Origin of the sequence: Sulfurimonas sp., from assembly GCF_023228785.1 — a bacterium.
Lineage (GTDB): Bacteria > Campylobacterota > Campylobacteria > Campylobacterales > Sulfurimonadaceae > Sulfurimonas.
Window position 1 is genome coordinate 30747 of record NZ_JALOAN010000005.1, and the last position, 12149, is coordinate 42895.

The following is a 12149-nucleotide window of genomic DNA, read 5'->3' on the forward strand; positions in this document are numbered from 1 at the left end:
TTAATTATAATTTTGAAGGTTTAATATGTTTGGTATGGGTTTTACAGAGATACTCATTGTTTCTATTATTGCTATCTTGTTTCTAGGTCCAGATAAACTTCCTGGTGCTATGGTAGAGGTTGCTAAGTTTTTTAGAAGTGTCAAAAAAACTATAGGCACGGTTAAAGACTCTTTAGAAGAAGAGATGAATGTTGCAGACATAAAAGAAGAAGCACTTGCTTACAAAAAAGAGCTTTTAAATGCCAGTAATGAGCTAAAAAAAGTCACAGATGTCAGTCAAATTGGCACAACTCTCTCAGATCTTAGTGATGATATTTTAAGCGATGAGAAGCCAAAAGAAAAGAAAAAAAACAAAGAAAAAAAAGAAGTAAAAGCTGAAACTGTAACTTTTGAGAAAAAAATAAAAAAAGAAGATAATAGCGATGTTTGAAGACTTAAAACCACATCTAATTGAGTTAAGAAAAAGGTTAGGAATATCTGTAGGAAGTCTAATCGTTATGTTTTTTGTAATGTTTTACTTCCACGAACCTATATTAAATTGGATAGTAGAACCTTTAAATGTAGCACTTATCGAAGTTGGTAAAAAGTCTCTTCATGCAGCTGAGGGAATGGTTACAACTTCTCAAGTTGGTGGTGCATTCTTCGTAGCTCTTAAGGTTGCATTTTTTGCAGCTATCGTTGCGGCACTTCCTATCATTTTAGCTCAGATCTGGCTTTTTGTGGCACCTGGCTTATACGCTAATGAAAAAAAGATGATTATCCCTTTTATAGTTGGCGGAACTACAATGTTTCTTGTTGGAGTTTTATTTGCCTACTATATAGTTACGCCTTTTGGATTTGACTTTCTTATAACATTTGGTAGTTTTAAGTTTACACCACTTATCAACATAGAAGACTATGTTGGCTTTTTTACAAAGATCATGTTTGGTTTTGGTTTAGCATTTGAGCTACCTATCTTTGCATACTTTCTAGCACTTCTTGGCATGATAAATGACAGAATGATGAAAGAGTTTTTCAAATACGCTGTAATCATTATCTTTGTAGTCGCTGCACTTTTAACACCTCCAGATGTTTTGACTCAGATGCTAATGGCTGGACCACTTATCATACTCTATGGGTTTTCTATTCTTATAGTTCGGATGGTAAACCCTGCACCACCTCTTGAAGAAGAAGATGAGGACGAAGATGAAGAGGTTGCTCTTAGTTCTGAGGACAAGAGTGAGTAAAGACGACTTTCTAACTTCTAGCTATGACTTCTCCCTTCCTCAAGAACTCATAGCGTCTTACCCTGCAAACCCAAGAGATAGCGCTAAACTTCTTATCTATAACAGACAAAACAACGAAATAATTCACTCCCATTTTTATGATTTTGAAAAATACATCCCAAAAGATTGCGCACTTATCTTTAATGATACAAAGGTTATAAAAGCCAGACTTTTTGGTAAAAAACCAAGTGGTGGCAAACTTGAACTTCTACTAAATAGGCCACTAGATGCAAACAACATAAATGTTTACATAAGAGGCAAAGTAAAAGTAGGTAGCGAGATCTGTTTTGATGATGGTCTTATAGCTTGTGTACAAGAGTTGCGAGATGATGGAAGTAGAGTTGTAAACTTTACTAAAGAAGATAAACTCTTGAGATTTGAAGATCTTTTACCTATCATAGACAAGATTGGTCATATTCCACTTCCTCCATATATTCAAAGAGAAGATAATACAGATGACGCAAAAGAGTACCAAAGTGTCTTTGCAAAACAAGAAGGAGCCGTGGCAGCTCCAACTGCTTCACTTCACTTTACAACAGAGCAACATAAGAGAGTTTGTAAAAATTACAAACACGCATATGTCACTCTTCATGTAGGAAGTGGAACTTTTAAACCTGTAGAAGTTGAGACTATTACAGATCACCCAATGCACTCAGAATATTATGAGATCTCAGATGATGCAAAAGATCTGCTAGACTCAGATCTACCAATACTTAGCATAGGAACAACAAGCACAAGAACAATAGAGTTTTATGCAAGAAATAAACAGATCCAAAGAGGCGAAGCTAACCTTTTTTTACATCCTAATAACAAACCACTAAGAGTAAACCATCTACTTACAAATTTTCATCTACCAAAATCAACTCTGCTTATGCTAGTTGCGTCTTTTGTTGGAGTACAAAAAGCTCAAGAGTTATACAGTGAGGCTATAGATAAAGAGTATAGATTTTACTCTTATGGCGACGCAATGTTGATTTTATAAAGATACTTTAAAAGCGAACTAAGCTAGTTAGATATACTATCTAGCTAAACTAAATATTAAAAAGTAGATGAAAAGATTATGAACAAACACTGTGATTTTGGGCTAAACGAGCATAAACCATACATAAAGCATACTTCTCATGGACACTCTCATGATCATAGAAGTACAGATAAAAGACTCTTAAAAATAACTCTTTTAATTACTTTTATAACTATGATAGCGGAGTTTGTTGCTGGATATATGTCAAACTCTTTGGCACTTATCTCAGATGCTATTCATATGTTTACTCACTCATTTGCGCTTATTGTCTCACTTGTTGCAATCATATTAGCTAGCAAATCTGCTCCACTAGAGAAAACTTTTGGATACTACAGAGCAGAAGTTTTAGCTGCTTTTATCAATGGCATCACTATAATATTGTCCATTTTATGGATAGTTTATGAGGCTATAGAGAGGTTTTTAAATCCTAGTAGCATTGATATATCTCTAGCCATTAGTGTGGCTATTATAGGACTTGTTGTAAACATAATCACAGGCGTTATTTTGATGCAAGGAGACAGAGAAAACAACAACCTTAAATCTGCATTTGTACATATGCTAAGCGATGCACTTTCCTCCGTTGCCATCATCATAGGTTACATAGTCATATACTATACAAACTGGTACTTTATAGATATATTTTTAGCTCTTTTAGTCGCTTTTGTTATTGCAAAGTGGGCTATAGATATACTTAAGAGCTCTATAAATACTCTTATGGAGACTTCTCCCATAGAGATAAAAACCATAAAAGAGTTTGTTCAACGAGATAGAAGAGTTATCGACCTTCACGACATACACATATGGGAAATAACACAAGATATGTACAATATGACTGCTCATGTAAAGATAGAAAAAAGCTCTTTAGACGAGTACGAGGATATTTTAAGTTGTTTAAACCAAGAGTTAAAAGAGAAGTTTAAGATAGTCCACACAACTTTTCAGTTTGAGTGGTAGTTGGCTTTTAGACTCTTATTTTAAAAGAACTAACCCATTTTGTATAACTATTTCACCACTAAGTTCAGCTTCAAAAACTCTACTTGCATATTTTTTTTGTGCTTCATCGTATGTTGGACTTGATCTGCAAAACTCTAAAAAGTCATCTGTTTTAATCTGTTGCTTTGCATCTACATCTATATACCTAGATGCAAACTCCTCTACATCGTATATGGCTGTTGCTTTACCTTGCTTTAAAAGTTCATTTGTGCCACTACTCTCGCCTACCCTGTGAGGAAGTACATAGATCTCTTTACCCATCTTTAGAGCAAATTCTACACTTCTCATACTTCCACTACTTAGCTCGGCTTCTGCGACAACTAAGACATCTCCTAGAGCTACAACAAGCTCATTTCTAACAACAAAACTCCAAGGAGTAGCTTTAAAATCTTTTTTAAACTGACTAAGTAGTAAGCCTTGTTTCTCTATGTCACAAAGAAGATTTTTGTTTATTGATGGATACTTTATGTTGATACCACAAGGTAGGACTGAGATAGTATTTGCCTCGCCTGCCGCTTTATGTGCTATAGCATCTATCCCCATAGCTCCACCGCTTACTATACAAACTCCATTTTTTGAGAGTTTTGATGCAAGTTGATGAGTCAGAGATCTTGAGTATTTAGATGGTTTTCTACTTCCCACTATCGAGATTTTTTTTCGTTTTAAAAGAGAAAAGTTACCACTAAAGAAAAGCTCTTTTGGATAGCTTTTCATTGCGTTTAGTTCTACAATTTTCTCTTCTAATTTTTGCATCTAGTAAAGCCTGTCTATATAGACTAATTCTACCTCTTTAAATAGATGTTTAGACTCTTTTAGTGCCATAAGAGTATTTGCATGAGGATGACCAATTGCAATGGCAGTTCCATGAGTTTTTGCCACTTTTATAGCTTTTTTAATCTGCTCTTTTACAGACTCTTTGTCCAAGTCGTGATCCAAAAAAACATCTCTTGCAACATACTCTAAACCAAAGTTTTTCATAACTTTTGGTGCTTTTGTCTCGGCTGTAGTTCTACTATCTATAAAGTAAATATTTTGTGCTTTTAAAGCGTAAATGAGGCGATTCATCGCCATCTCATCTGATGTAAACTTACTCCCTGTATGGTTGTTTATATAAGAGACTCTAGGAAAAGCTTCTTTTATAGATCTTATCCTGCTTTGTATCTTTGCATCAGAGTCACTAATCCTAAGAGTCATAGGCTCTTCTGCACTAAAGCTTTGTGCTTCCATAGGAAGATGCACCATATATATGCTCTCTTTTTGTGCGAGTTTTGCTGAATTTGGGCGAAATTTGCTAGGTGGCAAAAACGACATAGTCAAAGGCAGATTTAAACTCTTTATAGCTCTTACATGTGAGCTTACACTTACATCATCTATAATTATGGCTAGTTTTGGTTTTGCAATAGTTCTTTTTACTTCTCTTTGTATAGGTTCAGGCGGTGTTGGAAGGGTTGTATCCCCATACTCATGCGCAGCTGCTCCAATACTTTTTTTACTCTCTTTATCTAACACATCTTTTAATCTTGTATTTACGCTTTTATTATCTTTTTTTGAGCTAATCTCTTCCATCTTTTTAAGCATTGTGAGTCTTTTCTTTTTCTGAGATTGAGACTGCAGCTCTATATCATTTGTAGCTTCTTCATAACCTATATAATAACCTCCAACTAAAGAGCCTAATATAAGCGCTACTAACGCTAAAATCCAAGCTACATATGTTAAGATCTTGCTACTTTTTGTCTGCTTTTTTTTTCGTTTTGCCATATAAAACCATTCTTAAATTTTTCATAACTATATCCAAAAAAGTAAAAAAACAAAATAGTTATGACAAATTGCCATAAAAACAAAGACTAGTTTTTTTTAAGCAATATTTCTGTATAATCCCCCCGTTCCTTTCTCTTTGTATCGCAATAGTGCGATATGTACACATCCGAAAGGGAAACAACGCCATTACGGCAAATACCAAAAGGAGATTATACTCTATGAGAAACTACGAAAACTTAGTTATCATTAAACCAACATTTACAGCTGAAGAGATCCAAAGTAGCATCAACGCTATTGAAGAGACTATCACTTCAAACGGTGGCGTTATTGCTACTACAGACGCTATGGGAATGAGAAAATTAGCATACCCTATAAACAAAAACGAGCGTGGTTATTACCATGTTATTTATTACTCTGTTGCACCATCTGCAATTAGCGAAATTGAGAGACGCTTTCGTATTAATGAAGATCTTCTTCGTTTTGTAACTATCAAGTACGATACAAATCGTGAAATAGCTGCATGGAATCATCTAGTTGAAAAAGCTAATAAAAAAGCAGAAGCACCAACTAAAGAAGAAGTTGCACCAGTTCAAGAAGAAGCTCCAGTAGCTACAGAAGAGCCTGCACAAGAAGAAGTTGCTACTACAGAAGAAAGCTCAACTACACAAGAGTAATCTCAAAAGCATTATAATTAAGAAGGAAAGCTCATGTTTAACAAAGTAATATTAGTCGGAAACTTAACTCGTGATATCGAACTTAGATATTCTCAAGCTGGTATGGGTATTGCAAAAACTGCAATAGCAACTAGTAGAAAGTTCACTAGTAATGGTGAAAAAAAAGAAGAAGTTTGTTTTGTAGATATCACATTTTTTGCTAGAAGTGCAGAGATTGCTAATCAATATCTCCGTAAAGGTAGCAAGATCTTAGTTGAGGGAAGACTTAACTTTGAGCAATGGAGCGATCAAAATGGACAAAAACGCTCAAAACACTCTGTAATAGTTGAAACTATGCAGATGCTAGACTCAAAAGGTGACTCTCAAGGTGGTGGTTATCAAGCTCCAACGCAAAACAATGCGCAAAGCTATAACCAAGGTGGACAACAAGCTCAAAGCTATCAGCAACCAAGCCAACAACAAAGTTACAACAATGAGCCAAAGCAGCAAAGTTATCAACCTCAAGGTGGGGCAAATGGCTATGAGCAAAAAAATGCAAATACTCAAAGTCGCCAAATGCCAAGCAGTGATTCTATACCTGAAATAGATATAGATGAAGATGAAATTCCATTTTAGTAAATAAATAACATCAAGGAAAATACCATGGCTGAAAAAAGAAAATACAAAAAAAGATATTGTAAATATTGTGAATCAAAAGTTGATTTTATGGACTACAAAGATGTAGGAGCACTTCGCTTCTCTCTTTCAGAGCGTTATAAAATTATGCCTCGTCGTCTTACAGGAAATTGTAAACGTCATCAAGATATGATAGCAGCAGTTGTAAAACGTGCTCGTGCAGCAGCTCTAGTTCCATACAGTGTTACTCGTAAAACAGTAGTAACTGCACCTTTTGAAAACTTAAGATAAGTTTTTAAACATGCTCAAGTTAGTTCCTCTAGCTTGAGTCTTTTACCAAACTCCCTCATATAAACAAACTCCATACAAAATTAGGTATATTTTTTGCTACAATACATATAAAAAAGTAGTTATATGCGCATACTCATCTCATTTTTGTTACTACTATCTTTCATCCATGCTAAGAGTTCTGACTTCTCAGTTATTGTAAAAAAACCATTTAACAACGCTCTTTTTGACATCACACAAGATTATGATGGACAGATCAGTGCAGTTGGTTTTTCTAAGGAGTACAAAAACAATAACAACGAACAAGCTAAAACTTATACGGATGCATTTGAATATCTAGCTAGCGTTTCAGGGTCACACGGCTCACAAATGCATCTTATAAGAGTAGATGACTTTGCAGATATAACTCTCTCTAAAGCTACAAACATGAATAGTTTTAGCGAAGCTGTAGCTCTTGTTAAAACCCCTTCCAATGGTTACTTTGTAGGTGGTCATACTATGGATGGTTCTTTAGTTATTTTAAAACTTGACTCAAATGGCAACACTATCTTTAACAGATCTTTTGGTACTAAAAACTACGACAGAATGAGCAACCTTATAAACTTAAGCGATGGCGGTGTTTTAGCAGTTGGATCTTCAGCTACAACTAGATCTACAAGCGACAATCTGTTTGAGACAGGTTTAGGCTTAAATGACATCTACTTAACTCGTTTTTCTAAACATGGAAATATGATCTGGAGTAAAAAATATGGAACAGAATATGACGATAGTGGTATTGACGCTGTAGAAGCTAGAGACGGTTCTATCTTAGTTTTAAGCACTACAAGTTATGACAAGCATAAAGATGTAACACTAATGAGAGTAAGTCAAACTGGTGATAAGATCTGGCTAAAACACTACAAGTCAGACGAACTTATAACTCCACACAAGATTATCAAACTAAGAGATGGAAATTTTCTAGTCTCTTTGAGTCAAAAAGATGAGATGAAAAAAGATCAAGTAAGACTTATAAAATTTGATCTTCAAAAGAATGTTATCATTGACAACATCATAAATACAACTTATGCAAGTGGACTAAAAGATATAAAAGAGTACTCTGATGGCACTATTGTTGGTGTTGGTTATGTTAGAGATACTTTTAACACTGATGCTTTAGTTATGATGTGTGACTCGAACTTAGAGATGCTATATCAAGAACATTTTGGCGAAGAAAATTATGATATGCTAAATGCTGTAAGCATACTAGAAAACTCTCAAGCTGCAGCAGCTGGGATCTACACTTACAAAAATGAGCAAAACTCAAATATGTGGATAGTAAAACTTAATCGTGATGCTACCATAGCCCAAACATCCACAAAAAGCATAAATGTTTATGATGCCCTTTTAGAACTTTTTGCCAATGAAATAAATGCAAAAACTCTAAGAATCAAAGAGGATTTAACCATAGAGTTTTTAAGCCATGGGCTCTTATTTAAAGTGGGAGAATATAAGTTAACATCTCAACAAAAAATATTTTTAGATAAGGTTTCATCTCGTCTTATTGATTTTTTATATAGACACAGAGAGTTCATAGACACACTTGAAGTCAATGGTCACACTTCTAGCGAATGGAGTAACAATGGGTTTACAGATAGATACTTAAAAAATGAAAGACTCTCTATGCAACGCTCATTTGAGACGCTTAGCCATATATTTAAAAAGCAAGATCTTAAAAAACAAGAGTGGCTTAGTGAAATATTAAGAGGAAGTGGTTTTAGTTACTCAAAGCGAATTATGCATAGTGAGGGCGAAAACAGAGAGTACTCAAGAAGAGTGAGTTTTAAAATACTCTTAAAATAAATTCAAACAGGAGAATAGATGAAAGAAAAAATTAAAGTCGCAATAGCGGGTTATGGAAACCTAGGACGAGGAGTTGAACTCTCAATTTCAAAAAACCCAGATATGAGTCTTGTTGGAGTTTTCTCAAGAAGAGATCCAAAGAGTGTAAAAACTATATTTGATCATACTAAAGTTTTTTTAGTTGATGATATTTTAGATTTTAAAGATCAAATAGATGTTTTGATACTTTGTGGAGGTTCAAAAGATGATCTACCTATCCAAGGTCCAGAGTTTAGCAAGAACTTCAACATAGTAGATAGTTTTGACACACACGCAAAGATCCCAGACTACTTTGATAGTATTGATAAACCATCAAAAGAGAATAAGAAAGTAGCTTTAATAGCAAATGGTTGGGATCCCGGAATGTTCTCTATAAACCGACTCTACGGTGAAGCACTACTGCCAGTTGGAGAGACATATACTTTTTGGGGCAAAGGTCTAAGTCAAGGACACTCTGATGCTATCAGAAGAGTTGATGGAGTAAAAGCGGGAGTTCAGTATACTCTTCCATCAGAAGATGCTATACAAAAAGTGCGAAGTGGCGTAAGACCTACTCTATCAACAAAAGAAAAACACAAAAGAGAGTGTTATGTTGTGCTAGAAGATGGGGCTGACGCATCAAGAGTTGAGAATGAAATAAAAACTATGCCAAACTACTTTGAGCCGTATGAAACTACTGTAAATTTCATAAGCCAAAAAGAGCTAGATGAAAATCATAACAAGATGCCTCATGGTGGATTTGTTATACGAAGTGGAAGCTCAAGCGAAGAGAATAACCAAGTTATCGAGTATTCACTAAATCTTGAGAGTAACCCAGAGTTTACTGCAAGTGTCCTAGTTGCCTATGCAAGAGCTGCTTATAGACTAAGTGTAAAGGGAGATTTTGGGGCAAAAACTGCTTTTGATGTAGCACCAGGGCTTCTCTCTATCAAATCAGCACATCAACTAAGAGTCGAACTTTTATAGTTTTGTTTTGAGTGCATATGATATCAACATACTATAATGTCTCAAATATTGTGGGTTTTGCGCTCCGTCACTGTAAGCTTGACTTCTCCGTCATTTCAGCCTGACAATTTCGTTCTTGAAAGTCCAAACCCTCCGTCATTGCAGTTTGACAATTTCGTTCTTGAAAGTCCAAACCCTTCGTCATTGCGGGCTTGACCCGCAATCTCATCAGGGCTTTATATATTTAACAAAAAGGTAAAAGACATAGAACCTCAAGAAATACTCTTTTCATATCTATTTTTTCTAACTGGTGGCTTAGCCGTAATCATAACACTTCTGCATATGCTCTATACTAAACGCTCCCCTACTTCTATGATAGTTTGGCTGCTGTTTATGATTATTTTTCCATATATTTTTATCCTATTTTACTATTTCTTTGGAGTGAGAAAGCACTCTAGTAAAAATAAAAAAAACAGCCTTAACCTAGAAAAACCACAACAGTCTCCATCGTCACATCCCATTGACAACCTTATATTTGCACACAATATAGCACCCGCATCTGACAACAACAATCTAACTCTATATACTAACTCTCAAGATGCTTATAGTGCCTTTATAACAGCTCTAAGAAGTGCGAAAAAGTCTATAGATTTGGCAGCTTATGTTGTTAAGATTGACGATGTTACAGAGACTATTTTTGCACTTTTGCTAAAAAAAGCCAAAGAGGGAGTAAAGGTTCGCCTTATCATAGATGCCATAGGTTCGTACAAGCTTTATCTGTGGCAAAATCCTCTAAAAGAGCTTAGGGATGCTGGTGTTGTTGTTGACTTTTTTGCTCCTGTTTTTTCTTTAAAAAATATCACAAAACTAAATCTTCGCTATCATAGAAAGATATTTATCATAGATAACGAAACTCTCTTTAGCGGTGGGATGAATCTAAGCAGTGAGTATATGGGTGAGACTTATGAGCAAGATCGTTGGCTGGATCTGATGTTTGAAGCAAAGGGTGATATTGTTAAGAGTTATGTAGATGTTTTTAGTTCAGACATTGCTTATATGCATAACCAAGAGACTATACTCTTAGACTCTACACCAAACATAGTTGGGGAGCACTCACTCCAAGCACTTCCTAGTGGACCTGATGTAAAAGGTGATGCTCTGCTTGAAGTAATTTTAAACTCTATCTATACAGCAAAGAACAGGATCTGGATAATTACACCCTACTTTATCCCTGATGAGTTTATACTTCAAGCGATGAAAATAGCTTCGCATAAAGGTATAGATGTAAAGATAATTACTCCTAAAAATTCAAACCACGCCATAGCGGACTTTGCTCGAAGTGGCTATATTAGAAATCTTTATGAATTTGGCATAGATGTGGTTCTATATGAGGGCAAGATGATTCATGCAAAAGCTATGCTTTTTGATGATGAAACACTAATCCTGGGATCTAGTAATCTTGACTATAGAAGTCTTCTACTAAACTATGAAATAGTTACTATTTCATACGCAAAAGAGCATATTGAGCAGATGCATAGTTGGATGAAGTCTTTAATAAATACAGATCATTCAAAACTAAAAGATGCAAGTAGAATACGCCGTATCTTTGAAAACTCCGCTAGAATTTTCGCCTCACAGTTGTAGAAGATGTTTTACCCAAAGAGCAAGCCATTAGAGGGATTTTTTCAAGATGCAACGCTAGAGGAGAAGTTCTCACTTATGAGTTGGAACATTCATAAAGAAAATCTAAATCCAAGTTTCCAACTCACTCTTAAAGAGCTTTTAGATGAAAACCCAATAGATTTTTTACTATTTCAAGAGTATAAGATCAAAAAATCATACGACATTATCATAGATCCATACAACTATGCAACTGCACCAAATATAGAGACAAAAAACCATCTCTACGGAGTCCTAACAGCTTCAAAAGCAACCATAGCACATCAAAAAGCTCATCTCTCTCAAACAAAAGAGTTCTTTCTTGCTACTAAAAAAGCAAATCTCATCACACATCACTACTTTAAAGATGGGCAACTCCTTATCATCGTAAACCTCCACGCCATAAACTTTGTAAATGCGAAGATGTTCAAAGCAGAGCTAGATATGCTCTATGGGCTTTTGTATGGTTTGGATTGTGCTGTAATTGTAAGTGGGGATTTTAACAACTGGTCAAACAAAAGGATCCACGATTTACAGGCTTTTGAGTACTCTTTAGGATACCAAAGAGCCATCATAGACGATGCAAAACATATAAAACAATTTTTCAGTAAACCAATTGATCATATATTTTACAAAAATCTAAAACTACTAAATGCAAAAGCTATCGATACTAAAAAGATCTCAGATCACAACCCTATCATTGCAAAGTTTGCACAGATTAAACCTCTAAGCATCAAACCCTAGCGCTGACTCTCTAAAAGTTAGACGGACTTTGTCTTGTTTTAGTTTTTTGTATAGTTTGTACTTTGCAATTTCTAGCTCTTCATCGTCAAGTTCTAGCCCAGCTTTAAGCTCTTCGTTTGACATTTGTGCGCTATCCATAGCGAAGAGTCTTAACTCTTTTTTTGTGAGTTTTGACTTAAGAGTTGCATATAAAACTTTGTCATCTACTATGAGTGACTCTATCTCCATTTTACAAAATCTAGCTAGTAGTTCTCTAAAATTGTTCTCTTTGTTGTACTGTCTCCAAACGGTGTTTAGTAGCATTTTTGT

Annotated in this window: 14 protein-coding genes; 11 read left to right on the plus strand and 3 right to left on the minus strand. The window is 35.1% G+C overall.

Annotated features, from left to right (window positions below):
• The first annotated feature begins 25 nt into the window (after window positions 1-25).
• From tatB to M0Q24_RS02130, 4 genes are all read left to right on the plus strand, one after another.
• A complete protein-coding gene (gene tatB, locus M0Q24_RS02115) occupies window positions 26-430 on the plus strand; it encodes a Sec-independent protein translocase protein TatB (RefSeq protein WP_295046564.1) in 405 nt (134 codons plus the stop codon).
• Window positions 423-1226, plus strand: coding sequence for a twin-arginine translocase subunit TatC (tatC, locus tag M0Q24_RS02120; protein ID WP_295046567.1), 804 nt, complete (start codon window positions 423-425; stop codon window positions 1224-1226). The genes tatB and tatC overlap by 8 nt, the downstream gene beginning before the upstream one ends.
• Entirely contained in the window at window positions 1219-2247 is a 1029-nt protein-coding gene (gene queA / locus M0Q24_RS02125) for a tRNA preQ1(34) S-adenosylmethionine ribosyltransferase-isomerase QueA (protein ID WP_295046570.1), read from the plus strand. The genes tatC and queA overlap by 8 nt, the downstream gene beginning before the upstream one ends.
• Before the next feature lie 78 nt (window positions 2248-2325).
• Window positions 2326-3240, plus strand: a complete 915-nt coding sequence (locus M0Q24_RS02130; RefSeq protein ID WP_295046573.1) for a cation diffusion facilitator family transporter — start codon at window positions 2326-2328, stop codon at window positions 3238-3240.
• A gap of 15 nt (window positions 3241-3255) precedes the next feature.
• Here the strand turns inward: M0Q24_RS02130 and M0Q24_RS02135 are convergent, their stop codons facing one another.
• Both M0Q24_RS02135 and M0Q24_RS02140 read right to left on the minus strand, forming a co-directional pair.
• Window positions 3256-4032 carry a DNA-processing protein DprA gene (locus tag M0Q24_RS02135; RefSeq protein WP_295046576.1) on the minus strand — a complete coding sequence of 259 codons (777 nt, stop codon included), beginning with the start codon at window positions 4030-4032 and terminating at the stop codon, window positions 3256-3258.
• Window positions 4033-5037, minus strand: coding sequence for a divergent polysaccharide deacetylase family protein (locus tag M0Q24_RS02140; RefSeq protein WP_295046580.1), 1005 nt, complete (start codon window positions 5035-5037; stop codon window positions 4033-4035).
• Between the two features lie 218 nt (window positions 5038-5255).
• On the opposite strand from M0Q24_RS02140, the gene rpsF reads away from it, so the two are divergent.
• From rpsF to M0Q24_RS02175, 7 genes are all read left to right on the plus strand, one after another.
• Complete coding sequence (rpsF, locus tag M0Q24_RS02145) at window positions 5256-5711, plus strand: 30S ribosomal protein S6 (protein WP_295046583.1); 456 nt, start codon at window positions 5256-5258, stop codon at window positions 5709-5711.
• A 33-nt stretch (window positions 5712-5744) separates the two neighbouring features.
• On the plus strand, window positions 5745-6326 hold the full coding sequence (locus M0Q24_RS02150) for a single-stranded DNA-binding protein (protein ID WP_295046586.1): 582 nt from the start codon (window positions 5745-5747) through the stop codon (window positions 6324-6326).
• A gap of 27 nt (window positions 6327-6353) precedes the next feature.
• Window positions 6354-6617, plus strand: a complete 264-nt coding sequence (rpsR, locus tag M0Q24_RS02155; protein ID WP_021286960.1) for a 30S ribosomal protein S18 — start codon at window positions 6354-6356, stop codon at window positions 6615-6617.
• Between the two features lie 123 nt (window positions 6618-6740).
• Window positions 6741-8453 (plus strand): hypothetical protein, encoded by a 1713-nt coding sequence (locus tag M0Q24_RS02160; protein WP_295046591.1) that lies wholly within the window; start codon window positions 6741-6743, stop codon window positions 8451-8453.
• An 18-nt stretch (window positions 8454-8471) separates the two neighbouring features.
• Window positions 8472-9458 carry a diaminopimelate dehydrogenase gene (locus M0Q24_RS02165; protein ID WP_295046594.1) on the plus strand — a complete coding sequence of 329 codons (987 nt, stop codon included), beginning with the start codon at window positions 8472-8474 and terminating at the stop codon, window positions 9456-9458.
• A gap of 372 nt (window positions 9459-9830) precedes the next feature.
• Window positions 9831-11081, plus strand: coding sequence for a phospholipase D-like domain-containing protein (locus tag M0Q24_RS02170; RefSeq protein WP_366934166.1), 1251 nt, complete (start codon window positions 9831-9833; stop codon window positions 11079-11081).
• 3 nt (window positions 11082-11084) lie between these two features.
• Window positions 11085-11840 carry an endonuclease/exonuclease/phosphatase family protein gene (locus M0Q24_RS02175; protein ID WP_295046597.1) on the plus strand — a complete coding sequence of 252 codons (756 nt, stop codon included), beginning with the start codon at window positions 11085-11087 and terminating at the stop codon, window positions 11838-11840.
• Here M0Q24_RS02175 and M0Q24_RS02180 read toward each other — a convergent pair.
• Window positions 11823-12143 (minus strand): hypothetical protein, encoded by a 321-nt coding sequence (locus tag M0Q24_RS02180; protein WP_295046600.1) that lies wholly within the window; start codon window positions 12141-12143, stop codon window positions 11823-11825. The two genes, M0Q24_RS02175 and M0Q24_RS02180, sit on opposite strands and share 18 nt — an antisense overlap.
• Between the last annotated feature and the right edge of the window lie 6 nt (window positions 12144-12149).

Bases quoted from the DNA above. Each gene is read 5' to 3' on its own strand.
- tatB (WP_295046564.1), top strand. From the start codon at position 26: ATGTTTGGTATGGGTTTTACAGAGATACTCATTGTTTCTATTATTGCT.
- tatC (WP_295046567.1), top strand. From the start codon at position 423: ATGTTTGAAGACTTAAAACCACATCTAATTGAGTTAAGAAAAAGGTTA.
- M0Q24_RS02130 (WP_295046573.1), top strand. From the start codon at position 2,326: ATGAACAAACACTGTGATTTTGGGCTAAACGAGCATAAACCATACATA.
- M0Q24_RS02135 (WP_295046576.1), bottom strand. From the start codon at position 4,032: ATGCAAAAATTAGAAGAGAAAATTGTAGAACTAAACGCAATGAAAAGC.
- M0Q24_RS02140 (WP_295046580.1), bottom strand. From the start codon at position 5,037: ATGGCAAAACGAAAAAAAAAGCAGACAAAAAGTAGCAAGATCTTAACA.
- rpsF (WP_295046583.1), top strand. From the start codon at position 5,256: ATGAGAAACTACGAAAACTTAGTTATCATTAAACCAACATTTACAGCT.
- M0Q24_RS02150 (WP_295046586.1), top strand. From the start codon at position 5,745: ATGTTTAACAAAGTAATATTAGTCGGAAACTTAACTCGTGATATCGAA.
- rpsR (WP_021286960.1), top strand. From the start codon at position 6,354: ATGGCTGAAAAAAGAAAATACAAAAAAAGATATTGTAAATATTGTGAA.
- M0Q24_RS02160 (WP_295046591.1), top strand. From the start codon at position 6,741: ATGCGCATACTCATCTCATTTTTGTTACTACTATCTTTCATCCATGCT.
- M0Q24_RS02165 (WP_295046594.1), top strand. From the start codon at position 8,472: ATGAAAGAAAAAATTAAAGTCGCAATAGCGGGTTATGGAAACCTAGGA.
- M0Q24_RS02170 (WP_366934166.1), top strand. From the start codon at position 9,831: ATGATTATTTTTCCATATATTTTTATCCTATTTTACTATTTCTTTGGA.
- M0Q24_RS02175 (WP_295046597.1), top strand. From the start codon at position 11,085: ATGTTTTACCCAAAGAGCAAGCCATTAGAGGGATTTTTTCAAGATGCA.
- M0Q24_RS02180 (WP_295046600.1), bottom strand. From the start codon at position 12,143: ATGCTACTAAACACCGTTTGGAGACAGTACAACAAAGAGAACAATTTT.